The 14014-nt window shown below is 59.6% G+C and carries 12 protein-coding genes and 1 other RNA gene; 3 read left to right on the top strand and 10 right to left on the bottom strand.

What is annotated here, in order from left to right; translation table 11 throughout:
• Nucleotides 1-56: 56 nt before the first annotated feature.
• Nucleotides 57-2108 (bottom strand): serine protein kinase PrkA, encoded by a 2052-nt coding sequence (locus K7R21_RS16160; RefSeq protein WP_224984304.1) that lies wholly within the window; start codon nucleotides 2106-2108, stop codon nucleotides 57-59.
• A gap of 373 nt (nucleotides 2109-2481) precedes the next feature.
• Between K7R21_RS16160 and K7R21_RS16155 the strand changes: the two genes are divergently transcribed.
• Nucleotides 2482-3117: a hypothetical protein gene (locus K7R21_RS16155; RefSeq protein ID WP_224984303.1), complete on the top strand. Its 636-nt coding sequence runs from the start codon at nucleotides 2482-2484 to the stop codon at nucleotides 3115-3117.
• Here K7R21_RS16155 and K7R21_RS16150 read toward each other — a convergent pair.
• The 6 genes from K7R21_RS16150 to K7R21_RS20760 all read right to left on the bottom strand — a co-directional run bounded on the left by K7R21_RS16150 (nucleotide 3114) and on the right by K7R21_RS20760 (nucleotide 9229).
• Entirely contained in the window at nucleotides 3114-4553 is a 1440-nt protein-coding gene (locus tag K7R21_RS16150) for an HD-GYP domain-containing protein (RefSeq protein ID WP_224984302.1), read from the bottom strand. The two genes, K7R21_RS16155 and K7R21_RS16150, sit on opposite strands and share 4 nt — an antisense overlap.
• Nucleotides 4554-4561: 8 nt before the next feature.
• Nucleotides 4562-6247 carry a HEAT repeat domain-containing protein gene (locus K7R21_RS16145; protein ID WP_224984301.1) on the bottom strand — a complete coding sequence of 562 codons (1686 nt, stop codon included), beginning with the start codon at nucleotides 6245-6247 and terminating at the stop codon, nucleotides 4562-4564.
• A gap of 237 nt (nucleotides 6248-6484) precedes the next feature.
• Nucleotides 6485-8137 carry a chaperonin GroEL gene (gene groL, locus K7R21_RS16140; protein WP_224984300.1) on the bottom strand — a complete coding sequence of 551 codons (1653 nt, stop codon included), beginning with the start codon at nucleotides 8135-8137 and terminating at the stop codon, nucleotides 6485-6487.
• A 36-nt stretch (nucleotides 8138-8173) separates the two neighbouring features.
• Nucleotides 8174-8464, bottom strand: a complete 291-nt coding sequence (gene groES, locus K7R21_RS16135; protein ID WP_224984299.1) for a co-chaperone GroES — start codon at nucleotides 8462-8464, stop codon at nucleotides 8174-8176.
• Between the two features lie 160 nt (nucleotides 8465-8624).
• A complete protein-coding gene (locus K7R21_RS20765) occupies nucleotides 8625-8897 on the bottom strand; it encodes a DUF507 family protein (protein WP_263630719.1) in 273 nt (90 codons plus the stop codon).
• A 50-nt stretch (nucleotides 8898-8947) separates the two neighbouring features.
• The gene (locus K7R21_RS20760) at nucleotides 8948-9229 is read right to left on the bottom strand and encodes a DUF507 family protein (protein WP_263630718.1); all 282 of its coding nucleotides are present in this window, start codon (nucleotides 9227-9229) and stop codon (nucleotides 8948-8950) included.
• Nucleotides 9230-9384: 155 nt separating this feature from the next.
• Between K7R21_RS20760 and ssrS the strand changes: the two genes are divergently transcribed.
• A non-coding RNA gene (ssrS, locus tag K7R21_RS16125) (6S RNA) lies at nucleotides 9385-9567 on the top strand.
• A gap of 120 nt (nucleotides 9568-9687) precedes the next feature.
• Entirely contained in the window at nucleotides 9688-10692 is a 1005-nt protein-coding gene (locus K7R21_RS16120) for a ribonuclease Z (RefSeq protein ID WP_224984298.1), read from the top strand.
• Between the two features lie 131 nt (nucleotides 10693-10823).
• Here K7R21_RS16120 and K7R21_RS16115 read toward each other — a convergent pair whose 3' ends face one another.
• The 3 genes from K7R21_RS16115 to K7R21_RS16105 all read right to left on the bottom strand — a co-directional run bounded on the left by K7R21_RS16115 (nucleotide 10824) and on the right by K7R21_RS16105 (nucleotide 13866).
• Complete coding sequence (locus K7R21_RS16115) at nucleotides 10824-12200, bottom strand: DegQ family serine endoprotease (protein WP_224984297.1); 1377 nt, start codon at nucleotides 12198-12200, stop codon at nucleotides 10824-10826.
• 145 nt (nucleotides 12201-12345) lie between these two features.
• Complete coding sequence (locus tag K7R21_RS16110; RefSeq protein ID WP_183344735.1) at nucleotides 12346-13020, bottom strand: response regulator transcription factor; 675 nt, start codon at nucleotides 13018-13020, stop codon at nucleotides 12346-12348.
• Nucleotides 13021-13053: 33 nt separating this feature from the next.
• A complete protein-coding gene (locus K7R21_RS16105; protein ID WP_224984296.1) occupies nucleotides 13054-13866 on the bottom strand; it encodes a pyruvate, water dikinase regulatory protein in 813 nt (270 codons plus the stop codon).
• Nucleotides 13867-14014 lie beyond the last annotated feature (148 nt).

Genomic DNA, 14014 nt, shown 5'->3' with positions numbered 1-14014 from the left:
CGGCCACCCTCTCCCGGCGGGAGAGGGTAATCGAAAAAGTGGCGGCCTTGCCTCTGTCAGCTCTCATCCTCCTGCGTGCAGAAGTACTCGATGGTCTTCTGGGCGCAGGTGCGGCAGTAGCCGAGTTTCCCCAACATGGTCACGATCATCCGGTCGTAGAGCTTCTGGTTTTCCTCGTTGGTACGGTTGGCGAGGGCGCCGATCAGGCTCCCGGCACCGGCGATGTCGGATTTCAGCCGAACGTCGGTGACCGCTTTGACCAACTCCAGGTTATCCATGAAGTCGTAGCTCGGGTCGACAGAGATCTTCTGGCCATAGATCTTCCGGATCGAGGTCCGGAAGGAGGCGCGCTGCTCCTCGGTCTTCAGGCCGATGCGCTCCTCTACGCTCTTCACATAGCGCTCGTCGATCTTGAGCGCCTTCAGCTCGCCAGTCTGCGGATCTTTGTACTTCCACATCCGGTCGGGGCCGAGGTTCTCGGCGTCGATGCCGATGATCATGTTCACGTAGTTCTGCACGTCCTTCTTGATGGCGAAAGGCTCGTCCATGTAGGCGTTGAACATCTCGGTCATGATCCGCTCGCGGTAAAGCTTCTTGCCGGTCTTCAGGTCCTCGAGGTATTTGGCGCGCTCGTTGGGCTCCACCACGTAGTCAAGCACGACCCGCTCCAGGCTGCGGAAGACGTCGTAGGCCACCATGCAGCGCCCCTCGTTGGTCTCGGAGCTTTCCTTGAGGATCTGGATGCTGCGGCCGAGGCTCCTGTGCCCGAGGCCGCGCTGCCCGAAGCGCTTTGTGATGTCCGGCTCCTGCCCGAGAGTATCGATGACTTCGGCCAGCGCCTTGATGCTCTTCTCGCCCGCCACCTCGCCTGCGGCAAGCTTCATGGTCTCGATCGGAGTCAGCTTTTCGGACCTCGGCAGCCTGGTGAGCACCACGCCTACCGAGGCAGCGTAGTTCAGGTTCGGATCCTGGTGCAGCACTTCCTTGGTCAGGGTGGTCTTCGATTCGCCGCCGATGGCGTAGGCGGTCAGCCCCTCCTGCATCCGGTAGTTGGTGTTGTGCGAGACGTAGCAGATCCTGCAGCGGTCGACGATCGGCGCCTCCTCCTTTTCGGCCAGGAAGCGGTTGAACTCGGAGTTGTTGCTGGTGGCGATGATCATGGAGTCGATCGGCCACTTGTACCCGTCGATCTCGATGGCGCGGTTTTGGATCACGCCCAGGTACACCTGCACCAGGTCCTTCTTGTTCTTAAAGATCTCGTCGGAGAAGTGGATGCCGCCGCCGGCCACGCGGGCCAGCGCGCCGCGGCGCAGGTCGAAGCGGTACGGGTTGTTGGTATCCGACAGGTGCAACAGCCGCTGGATCGACTCCTCGCCGAGGAGGTCCACTGCCGACGAGGTGATCTTGTCCTTGGCGGGGTATTTGCCGGTGAGTGTCCCGAGGCTCTCGCTCATTGGCACAGGCAGAATAGCGATGCTCTCCAGGACCTTTTCAACGTCGTTGTCATGATACTGCCGGATTTCGTTGAGGATATAACCGGTGCTCGCACCTAGCGGGCGGTAGTTGCGGTACAGGGTCTCGATCTCCGCATCGGAGAACCCCTGCTCCCCGATGAAGCGGCGGCTTTCCTCCGGATCGTCGAAAAGGTTCATGGCGAGGATCATCGGGTCCTCGTAGGTCTCCGAGTCGATCTCGCGGATCCGCCCGTAGTTGCCCAACTGCTCCATATTGAGGAACCGGAAGCTGTACTTGCGGTTGCGCCCCTGCAGGAAATTGCGGTACTTGCCGCAGAGGAACTCCACGAAGAAGGTCTTGCCGTTGCCCGGTTCACCGACCAAGACGAAGGCCATCTCCTTACTGGAGCCACCCTCGGCCGCGTCCTTCACGAAGGAGACGAAGCTGTTGATCTCATCGTACATGCCGATGGTGTGCTTGCGTCCGGTCCGGAAGATGTTGAAGTCATAGGTCGTTTTGCCGTTGACGACGACCTTCTCGAAACCCGGCTCCAGGATCATCCGAATGATCCCCTGGAAGGCGTTCTCAAAAACCCTCTCTCCCGCCTTGACGGCGGCCAGGTGCTGACGGAGCGTTTCGTTCTTGGCAGTCATGGTTTCCCTCCGCGTGTTATTAAGCTGCGGTGTTCGTTTTAATTGATTTTGACATCCAAAAAAATTATACCCCCCCTCCCTTTACTTTTGCAAAGTCTTTACGGGAAAGGGCCCGCGGGCGGTGCCGGCATGGTGATGCCCTGCCGGGCAGCCGTTAAGCTCGTTACTGTGGCGAATACATTAGAAAATTAGCAAATGAATTGTACCCACAGCTTTTATTTCTGCAACCAAGGGAAACAGGATTGCGGTGGCAATCGACGCAATCGATGACGATGCCCGCTCTGACATTTGCTTTAAATTTGCCTGTCGTCTGGTACCATTTGCTGGTCCCGCTCAAGGCAGTTTTCATTGGGAGAAGGAAAAGGAGGCCTACATGAAGAAGAGATTTTTGTGGCTGGTACTGGCGGCGGTGCTAGTGGCGCTGGCGGGATGCGGCGGCAATGACCGTCCCCTCGTTCAAACCACGATTCCCAGCGATCCGGCAGTGGATGGTGATATTGTCGATGTGGCAGGGGTGCGAACCATATCCCTGGTGACCAGGGATGCGCTACCGGGCGTGCTGGCGGGGGTGGATCCGGTAAATGACGACGTCTATCGCGCTTTCCTGAGCTTCCCGTTGGATAGGATTCCTGTGAACCATGTCATCAGTTCCGCAACCCTCAGTATCGTCATCCGCAGCGTCACCGTCTCCCCGCCAACGGCGACCATACCGCTTCGCATCGAACTGGTGTCGTTCACCCCCCCACTGATTGGAACGGACTTTGACCAAAGCATCCTGCTCCCGCTGAAAACCACGTTCGTATTGCCGCCAATCTCATCGGCTGACGTCAACCGTGAGGTGAACATCGACGTGACTTCGCTGATGGCCGAGGCGCAGTTCCAGAGACTGCCGGACTTCCAGGTGAGGATTATGCAGGACAACGATTTGCTCACCACGGTTCCCGGTCTTGTCGAGATCGACGAGGCAACCGTGGCCAACGAACCGCTACTGACCGTGGTTCACTTCTAGAAGTACCTGCTCACGTCGAGGTCGTAGAGGTAGGGATCCAAAATAGCGGTAATGGTCTGGGGGGAGCCGGGTGAGCCAAGGGGAATCACCTCTCCCCCCTCCGTTTCGCGCCCCTCACGGTCGGCGATGATGCGCACCAGGGGATTGTCCCACTGGGCCGGGTCCTCGCTGTTTCCCACCACCACCGCGATGTCCTTGTCATCCAGAAGCAGCAACGAACCCACCGGATGGATGCCTACGCAACTGACGAAAACCTTCAGGAGCGCCTGGTCATAAGACTTGCCGCTTTGCGACAGCATGACTCTGAGCGCCTTGTGGGGCGGATAGGCGGTGCGGCCGCTGACCCGCGACGAGGTCAGCCCGTCATAGCTGTCAGCGATGCTGATGATCCGCCCCAAAAGTCCCAGTTTCCGGTAACCCAGGCGCGGGTAGCCCGAGAAGTCCGCCATCAGGTGATGCTCGAAAATACCGGTGATGATACGCGCAGTAAGGTCGTCCAACCCCTTCAGCTTCATCACCCTGCGCACCCCGTACAGCGGGTGCTTTTCCATCAACTCCCGCTCCTCGGCCGACAGTTCTCCCACCTTGTCCAAGATCTCCGCCGGCACGTCGCAGTTCCCTATGTCGTGGAAGAGAGCAGCGAGCCCCAGCTCGCAGAGGTGGAACTTGTTCATCCCGAGCCGCTTCCCCACCACTAATGATAGGATGCATACATTCGCGGCGTGATGCTGCGAGGAGCTGTCATGGGAGCGCATGGTGCTGAGCCCCAGCAGGTCTGCCTCGTGGCTGTAGAGCAGATCTACGATCTGCTGCACCACGCGCTTGGATTCGCGCAGGCGCAGCCTGCGCCCCGAAGCCACCTCGGCTGCCACCTCGTCCATGGTGGTGAGGAGCTTGCGGTACAGTGGCCGCACCTTGTCTCCCGCCGACCTGAGCCGCCTAAACTGCGGTGTTATGTTGAGCACCTCGTCCTCGCGCAGCAGGTCGAGCTCCAGGTTGGCGATGCACCGCTGCTGCACCGCTTCCACTAACCTTTGGAAACGATCCGCCTCGTCCTCCTGCGGCTCCTGAAGCAGGTACACGAAACGCTGCAGATCGGTGCCAGTGATGCCCGGCCCGAAGGAGATGCTCCCCAGGTGATGGCGCCGCATCAGTTCGATGATGTAGCGCGGCCCCTCGAAACTGGCGATGTCCGGCCTGAGCCGGAACTCTCCCAGGTAGAGGTGCCCTGCCTTAAGGATCAGCGTGGCATCCTCATGTTGCCCGGTGATCGCCCGCAACACCTCAAGGAGGTTGCCCACCCGGTGCGCGATGGCCGCATGGCCGGCACCGTAATTGACGGAACTCTTGAGCAGGACGAAGAAATGCGAGACCAGGGTCTTGCCCAGCCTTGCCAGCTCTTCTCCCGCAGGTTCCCGATCCACCTCAAGTACCATGCCCGACCTCACCTCGTCCCACCACGGTTTCTTTCCCTGCCGGTATGAGAGGCAATGGCCTGATCCAGCATGGACCGGACCTCGCCTCCCTTTTTCTGTCCGCGCGCCTCTTCTAAAAGCTCCAGGGCAGCCTTGTTGCGTATCCGTCCCAGTGCCAGGACCGCCAACTGTACCGATTCCTTCTCATTTCCCTTCTGGAACCAGTAGCGCTTCAGGAGCTGCTCGCGCAGCATGGGAAGCACACTCTCCCGGCCCAACTCTCCCAGCGCCAGGAAAATCTCCTTCTTCTCTTCCGGCGGGCGCTCCTGGAAATCGTCGGCGCCGGCCAACGCCATAATGGGCTTCAGCGCAAAGGGAAGCCGCTCCCGGGTCAAGACCTGCAGGGCCTTGATACGCAGGGGGCTCGACTCGTCGCGCAGGTACTTGAGGAGGTAGGTCTTCGCTTTGGCGTCGCTGGTACGCTCCAAAAAGCCCAGCACTTCGCGCCGGATGCGCGGCTCCCGGTGCGTGATCAGCCCCAGGATCATTTTCAGCGCTGCCGGGGTCCCGATCAGGGAAAGGATCAGCACCACGTTGCGCACCAGGTACCAGCGCGGGTCGGAGAGAAAAGGCTCGAATACGGCCGGCTTCTCCTGCCCCAGTTCCACCAGTACCTCCACGATCAATTTGCGCACCTTGAGTTTTTCCACCCGCCCCAGGAGTTCGCAGATCGCCCGCAGGGAAGGTATACCCAGGATCAACAGCAGTTCCTTCAACTGGACGTAGTCGATACTCGCCTCGGCGCTGTCCAGCGCCACCCTGAGCACCTCGACGGTGGCATCGGAAAGCACCGCGGCCAGCGCCGCCGCCAACAGCTGCCGCTGCTCCGGCTCAGTTGTCGGCAGTTTTTGCAGGCGGTCCAGAAACCGCGCCAATTTGAGGGCGTGAGAGATGTCGCCAGCGAGCACGAGGTTGACGGTGAGATTGCCGAGGATGGCGGTGAAGTCAGCGAAAAGCTCCAGTTCCTGAACCTCGCTGACGATACCGGCCAGGATGCCGATCACGTCGTCGAGACCGTTGCAGCGCCCCTCGACGTCGACAGCCTTGCGCAACCAGGCCTCTTCTTCGGCCGTGAGCATGAGGAGGTGCTTGGGGATCATCCGCGGTGCCGGGGGAGGCTGGTGCACCAGCGCCTCCCGGATACGGTCAAGCGCTTCCTGCTGCTGGTCGGCATCCCCAGCCTCTCGCAACAGGTAAGGATCGCTGAAGTCGTCCTCGGTAAGGTAGCCGATATGCTGGAGGTTGCGCTCCCAAAGCTGCGTCACCACGTCGTCGTCGCTGCTGGGTCGCTCGAAGCCGACCACCCCGAGGAAAGCCACTATTTCCGCAGGCTCCACTCCCTGGTCGAAGAACATGGTCCTGATGCCGTCGGCATGGAGTCGGCTCGCCATGCTCTCCTTGGGGTCCTTGTTTTCATAAACCTGCGCTCCTTGGTAACGTAGCGTGAACGGCTCCACGTCCAGGGTGAGCTCACCGTAACGGGCCAGGTGAAGGGTCATCCTGGTGCCGAGGTCCGCAATGAATCCGATCAGCACGGGGTTGTTGGGCAGGTAGATCCTGAGCGCCTTCGACGTCTTGATCATAGCCAGAATGATCTGCGTCACCGAAGCAAGCTCTTCCTTACCGACCTCTTGCTGCTCAACACCCTGTTGCATCACGTTCCCTCGCCTGCGCAAGTAGTTCCGATTATCCCGACGCCCTAGCCCTTTCCTCTTGCTTCATGAGCCCTCAGCATCTTCCATACCGGCGTAAGCATACGCTTTCGTTTATATTAAGTAAAGAGAGCGCCAATTGGGAGAACCGGCGCTGCACCGCTTAATAAAAACAGCAGCATAAAAAAAGGGAGCCGGCTCGGCCGACTCCCTTTTGGTTGCTGCTTTGGACTACCGGGCTTACATCATGCCGCCCATGCCGCCCATGCCGCCCATACCGCCCATGCCACCCGGCATTGCCGGCATGCCGCCATCTTCTTTCGGCTTGTCAGCGATCATCGCCTCGGTGGTCATCATGAGACCAGCCACGGAAGCCGCGTTCTGCAGTGCGCTCCTGGAAACCTTGGTCGGGTCGATGATGCCGGCCTGGATCATGTCGACGTAGACGTCTTCGGCCGCGTTGTAGCCAAAGGCCTCCTGGCCGCCTTTCACCTTGTCGACCACGATGGAACCGTCGACACCTGCGTTCTGGGCGATCTGACGGATCGGCTCCTCGAGGGCGCGCTTGATCACGTTGACGCCGAACTGCTGCTCCGGTGCGAGCTGGAGGTTGTCCAGCACCTTGAGAGCGCGCAGGTAAGCCACGCCGCCGCCAGGGACGATGCCCTCGTCGACCGCAGCGCGGGTTGCGTGCAGTGCGTCCTCGACGCGTGCCTTCTTCTCTTTCATTTCGATCTCGGTGGCTGCACCGACCTTGATCACGGCGACGCCGCCGACCAGTTTCGCCAGGCGCTCCTGGAGCTTCTCGCGGTCGTAGTCGGAGGTGGTCTCCTCGATCTGGGCGCGGATCATCTTAACGCGGCCCTGGATGTCGGCTTCGCTGCCGTAGCCGTCGATGATGGTGGTGTTGTCCTTGTCGACGGTGATCTTCTTGGCGTTACCGAGCATGTCGATGGTGGTGTTCTCGAGTTTGAAGCCGACTTCCTCGGAGATCACCTTGCCGCCGGTCAGGATGGCGATGTCTTCCAGCATTGCCTTGCGGCGGTCGCCGAAGCCCGGGGCCTTGACGGCGCAGACGTTGAGCACGCCGCGCAGCTTGTTGACCACCAGGGTGGCCAGGGCCTCGCCCTCGATGTCCTCGGCGATGATCAGGAGCGGACGGCCGGACTTGGCGGTCTGCTCGAGAACCGGGAGGAGGTCCTTCATGTTGGAGATCTTCTTGTCGTGGATCAGGATGGCGACGTTGTCCATGGCCGCTTCCATGCGCTCCGGATCGGTCACGAAGTACGGGGAGAGGTAGCCGCGATCGAACTGCATACCCTCGACGGTCTCAAGGGTGGTTTCCATCGCCTTGGCTTCCTCGACGGTGATGACCCCTTCCTTGCCGACCTTCTCCATGGCCTGGGCGATGATGTCGCCGATAGTCTTGTCGTTGTTGGCGGAGATGGTGCCGACCTGCGCGATTTCCTTGTGGTCCTTGATCGGCTTGGAGATGTTCTTCAGCTCGGCGACCAGCGCCTCGACGGCCTGATCCAGACCGCGCTTGATCTCCATCGGGTTGTGGCCGGCGGCGACCAGCTTGGCGCCCTGGCGGTAGATGGCCTGCGCGAGAACGGTTGCGGTGGTGGTACCGTCACCGGCGACGTCGGAGGTTTTGGAAGCTACTTCCTTGACCAGCTGCGCGCCCATGTTCTCGAATTTGTCGTCCAGCTCGATCTCTTTGGCGACGGTAACGCCGTCCTTGGTGATGAGCGGCGCGCCGTAGGATTTCTCGATGACGACGTTGCGCCCTTTGGGGCCCAGGGTCACTTTCACTGCGTCTGCAAGGGTGTTGACACCTTTAAGGATGCAGTTGCGTGCGTCCTGGTCGAATTTGATGATCTTTGCTGCCATATCAAATATCCTCCTTGAAATTGATTGAATTCGGGGTTACTTCTCGAGAACGCCGAGGATGTCATCCTCGCGCATGATCAGGTAGTCCTCACCTTCGAGCTTCACTTCGCTACCTGCGTATTTGCCGAACAGCACCTTGTCGCCCACCTTCAGATCGATCGGGTATACCTTGCCGTCCTCGCCCCTCTTCCCGTTGCCAACTGCTACTACTTCGCCCTGCTGCGGCTTTTCCTTGGCGGTTTCCGGGATGTACAGTCCGCCGGCGGTCATGGTAGCTTCCTCAACCCTCTTCACGATGATACGGTCCTGCAGCGGTCTAAGATTCATGCTTTCCTCTCCTTTCCTTGAGATGCATCGATCTCTTGATTATTGAAAAAAATATTAGCACTCAAAACTGCTGAGTGCTAAATGCCTGCTAAATATAAACAGCATGCCCCCAAAAATCAAGGGCGGTCTGCAAAATAATTTCCTGACTGCTATCCCCCTGTTACCACTTCCTTTTTGCCAGCTCCTCCGCGTGAAACTTCTGGTACAGGATCTCCCATTCGCGGCTGCCGGGAACCTTGGCCTGGCTGTAGGAGGCGAGCTTGGCGCGCACGGCCTGGTCCACCTGCTCCATGATGGAGAAGAACCCCTCGATGGAGTCCTTGATGGAGTCAAGGGCACGGCGCTCATCCGGGAAATCGGCGAGGTCGTCGTTGTAGAGCTTGTCGTAGATCTTGTGGGCTATATGGGAAATGCGGTCTTCCGAGATGTGCATGGTCTCTCCTTAGATGACGTACCGGTCTGGTGGCCCGGCGAGGCGGTCAGTCACAGAACAATCTTTCTTTCTTTTGCCAGTTTGTCCTTGATCATCTTGAGCATCTTGTGCCGGTCGATCCCCTGACCTCCGACGGCCTTGAGCGTCTGCTCCAGCAGCGCCTCGGCGTCGCGCTCCAAGTCTTCCTCCTGCTTGACATCCTTGGCGATGGCGGCCTTGATTCCCGTCAGCACGGCGCCGCGTCCCTGTTTCTGCTGCACCAGCTGAGCACGCTCCAGGTCCCCCAGCACCTTTTCCGCCAGGCGCGCGATCTGTTCATCCTTAAGACGCATCTTACCTCCCGTTTATTAAAGGGTTTCAGTTCGGCGCATTGTACGTCAACCGGTCAAAATTGCAACAGTTTTAGGGACTGAATGAGCGACATTGTCATTAAAGAAAACAAGGTTGATTTCTCATAAGCACAGATCTACAATACAGCCACTACACGCTCTCTCTGCCGTGCCCGTGAGGTTATTAACGCCCCTGCGGAATAATTTATTGTACGGGAGCCTGTTTCGATCGTGGTGTGCTGCCCCATTGCGCGGGAATTGCCTAAAGCGATCTACAGGAGCCCACCTGAATGGGAACTCGCTGTGAGGCCCCCACAACCAAACGACAGGGCGGAGAGAGCTGCATTAAGAAATTAGGGGATCCGGCGACGGTCCCCTTTTTTTCGTCTTGCGCTGCTGTGGCTATGGATATATAGCAATAATGGCTCGCCACTCCCTGCTCCACGGCTCCGGAGGCACGCATGACTCCCCACTTCCTCCCCACCCTGGTCAACCCTCCCTTCGGAGACCCCGGCGTCTACGTCGACTTCCAGTTTGCCCGGAGGGCGATCCTCTTCGACCTGGGGGAGATCCACCGCCTCGGTCCGCGCAAGATCCTGCGCCTGAGCGACGTTTGCATCTCCCACACCCACATCGACCACTTCATCGGCTTTGACCTCATGTTGCGCATCATGCTGGGGCGCGACATGGCACTGCGCCTGTTCGGCCCTCCCGGCATCCTGAGCCAGGTCGAGCACCGCCTCGCCTCCTACAGCTGGAACCTGATCCAGAGCTACCCCACCGAGTTCGTCATCACCGTCACGGAACTACACCCGGATGGCAGCGGGGTGCGTGCCCGCTTCAGCTCACGCCGGGTTTTCGCCCGGGAGGACGAGGAGCGGCTGACATTCACGGACGGCGTGGTCCTGGAGGAGGAGAACCTGCGGCTACGGGCAACCTTCCTGGAGCACAGCATCCCCTGCCTCGCCTACGCATTCGAGGAAAAGCTGCACGTGAACTTCATGAAGAATCACCTCGCGGAATTGGGACTCCCGGTGGGACCGTGGCTGTCAGAAGTGAAGCGCGCCGTACTGCGCGGCGCGCCGGACGACCTGGTGGTTACGGTGGCGCTGCCTGGCCAGGCCGAAGGACGACGACTCACTCTCGCCGAGTTGAAAGAGAAGGTGCTGCAGGTGGTGCCGGGTGAGAAAATCGCTTACGTCACCGACACCGCATTTACCCCCGACAACCGCAGCCGCATCGTGGAGCTTGCCCGCGGCGCCGACTACTTATTTATCGAGGCAGTGTTCCTGGACGTGGATGCCGATCGTGCCAGGGAGCGCGCCCACCTGACCGCGCGTCAGGCCGGCCAACTGGCGCGTGAGGCCGGTGCCGCGCGCGTGATTCCGTTTCACTTTTCCCCGAGGCACCTGGGCGCCGAGGAAGAGCTACGCCGCGAGGTAGCCGAGGCGTTCGCCGGGGCATGAGGCCCGCGTGGAAGGCTCCCCTCGCCCTCCGGGAGAGGGGCAGGGGTGAGGGCAGAATCGCCGGCACTAGACGTAAAAAGGGAGACCCGTAGCCCGGGTCCCCCTTTCTCATTCAGTTTATGCAGCTGCGCCTAGTCGATCCTGAGCGCCACGAACAGCGAGGCCTCGCCCCTTCTGAGCAGCATCTTCAAGTAACCGCCCTTCTTCACTCCCGCGATCGCCTTGCTGTACTCCTTGACGCTGGCGATGCGCACCCCGTTGATCTCCCGGATCAGGTCGCCACCGACGATGCCCGCCTTCTCGGCAAGACTGTCGGCCTGCACGTCAGTGACCACGACACCTTTCTCTCCCTGCAGCCTCATGTGCTGGGCGCGCTCGGGGGTCAGGTCGGTAACTTTCAGCCCGAGGCGGTCTCCGGTGACAGCGGCGACCTCGTCCTCTGCGCCTTCCTTCAGTTTCTCGACAGTCACCTGGAGCGGCACCTGCTTACCGTCGCGCAGCACCACGAGCTTCACCTTCTTCCCTACCGGGGTCGCCGCTACGCGGCGCGGCAACTCGGCCATGTCCTTGATGGTGTGCCCGTCGTACTCGAGGATGATGTCGCCACCCTTGACGCCTGCCTTTTCAGCCGGGCTGTCCTTCATCACCTCGGCCACCAGCGCGCCCTGCTCGGTCTCCATCCCGAACGATTTGGCCAGATCCTGGGTCACCATCTGCACAGAAACGCCCAGCCAGCCCCGGGTGACCTTGCCGCTTTCTTTGAGCTGCGGCAGGATCTCCTTGGCCATATTGATCGGGATGGCAAACCCGATCCCCTGACCACCTGCCACGATGGCGGTGTTGATGCCGATCACCTCGCCATCGGTGTTGAAGAGCGGACCGCCGGAGTTACCCGGGTTAATGGAGGCATCAGTCTGGATGAAGTCATCATACGGACCACTGCCGATCACCCGCCCCTCGGCACTGATGATGCCGGCGGTGACGGTCTGGCTCAGGCCGAAGGGGTTACCGATGGCCATGACCCAGTCACCGACCTCCATCTTGTCACTGTCGCCGAGGGGTGCCACTGGCAAGTGGTCCTTCGCCTCGATCTTGACCAGGGCGAGGTCGAGTTTATCGTCGCGCCCCTTGATCTCCCCCTTGAACTCGCGGCCGTCGGAGAGCTTAACCTTGATGTCGTCTGCGTCCTTGATGACGTGGTTGTTGGTAATGATGTAGCCGTCATCGCTGATGATGAAGCCCGACCCCATGCTCTGCTGCTTGCGGGGTTGCTGGTGCGGCGCCTCGAAGAACTTCTCGAAGTACTCCTGGAAGGGGTCGCCGCCCGGGTGCTGCCTCTTCTTCATGGCTATGGTTTTGGATGTGCTGATGTTGACTACCGCGGGCTTGAGCTTTTTGGCGAGCTTCGCGAAGTCGGGGGTGAGCGTCGCGGCGCCCGCGACGGTGGAGAATACGGAGGAGAGAAATAAGCTAAACACCAGAAATCTTGCGACGATCGCTGCCTGCATGGCTACCTCCTGGGATTTGAGTAACGGTAAAACTAATACTGCCCCGGTGCTTTGTCAAGCCTGGCTGCCGTAAACAAAAAAACGGACCTCACCCCGGCTGTTACAGCCGGGAGAGGCCCGTTCGCCAGACAAGGGGATGTGCAGACTACTCTTCTTCTTTGAGGATGTAGCCCACGCCCCTGACGGTGTGGATCAGTTTCTTGTCAGCTTCGCGATCGATCTTCTTACGGAGGTAGTTCACGTAGACGTCGATGATGTTGGTGAAGCTGTCGAAGGTGTAATCCCAGACGTGCTCAGCGATCATGGTCCTGGTGAGCACCTGGTGCGGGTTGCGCATGAAGTACTCGAGCAGACCGTACTCCTTGGCGGTAAGATCGATCTCCTTGTCCTTGCGCCATACCTTGTGAGTAACCGGGTCGAGACGGAGGTCGGCAAAGCGGATCTCGGCGCCGCGGTCGAGCTCGCTCCTTCTCATCAGCGCACGGACGCGGGCCAGCAGCTCGGCGAAGGCGAACGGCTTGGTCAGGTAATCGTCCGAACCGGAGTCCAGGCCAGCCACGATATCTTCTACGGAGTCCTTCGCGGTCAGCATCAGGATCGGGGTGACATTCTTACGCTCCCTGAGTTCCTTGAGCACGGAAAGGCCGTCTTTTTTCGGAAGCATCCAGTCGAGCACGATCAGATCGAACGGCTTCTCCAGCGCAAGCTTCAGTCCCTCTTCACCGTCTGCGGCCGTATGGACTTCATACTGCTCCTCCTCGAGCCCGCGCTTAATGAAGCTGGCAACCTTTTTCTCATCTTCAACCACCAAGATTCTCATGTTGATTCCCTCTCTTTTAAATTAAGTCGACCTCTAATCGTGCCTGATATCACCATGAAGCCTGCTCAGAATCTCGGCGGCAGACTCCTCAACCGATTTGTTGGTTACGTCGATAACCAGCCAGGCGGGGTGGGCTCGGTAAAAGCGCCGACAGTAGGCGAGTTCCTCTTCGACCTGCCTGTAGTCGGCGTAGCTGCCGCGCGGGCTCTGCCGGAGGTTTCTGAGCCGCGCGCTGCGGATATCGACAAGTCGCTGCGTGTCGATAATGAGGCCTACCACCCGCTCCGGTTCCACCTCCTCCAACTCTGGGGGAGGATCGATTCCCTGGATGATGGGCACGTTCGCCACCTTGTACCCCTTGTGCGCGAGGTACATGGAGAGCGGAGTCTTCGACGAGCGGGACACACCGATCAGTACGATGTCCGCCTTGTGCAGGTTGCGCGGCTCCTGGCCGTCGTCCTGCTTTACCGTAAAATCAACCGCCTCCATGCGGCGGTAATACTCGGAGTTCATCTCGTACTGGAGGCCGGGGAGTTTCTGCGGCCTCATTTCCAGGAACTCGGCCAGCTTGAACAGCAGCGGGGTAATCAGGTCCACCGCGTCCAACTGCCTCGCCTCGCACTCGTTCCTGACGAACTGCGCCAGCTCCGTGTTCACCAGCGTGTAAAAGATGATGCCGGGGAAGCGATCGACCTCGTCTAAGGCCCTGATGATGTCTTCGCGGTTCCTGATCTGGCCGACCCGGCGCAGGCGAACATCCACGTCCTTGAACTGGGTCAGCGCGGCCCGTGCCACCCGCTCGACGGTCTCGCCCGTCGCATCAGAAAGTAAGTAAACGTGGTACATCCGTTGTCACCCGAAAACTGCCGCCCTACCAAGGCCTTATCGTCATTCCCATCAAACTCATTAGATATATACCATGTTTTTTCATTTTAGGCAAAACTAAAATTTAATGGGAAAAGCTTCTGTAAATTCTTATCGGCAGAGGCGGGAA

It is taken from the genome of Geomonas agri, from assembly GCF_020179605.1.
GTDB lineage: Bacteria > Desulfobacterota > Desulfuromonadia > Geobacterales > Geobacteraceae > Geomonas > Geomonas agri.
Note: the sequence above shows the minus strand (reverse complement) of the source record. Positions and strands in the feature narration are given on the sequence as shown.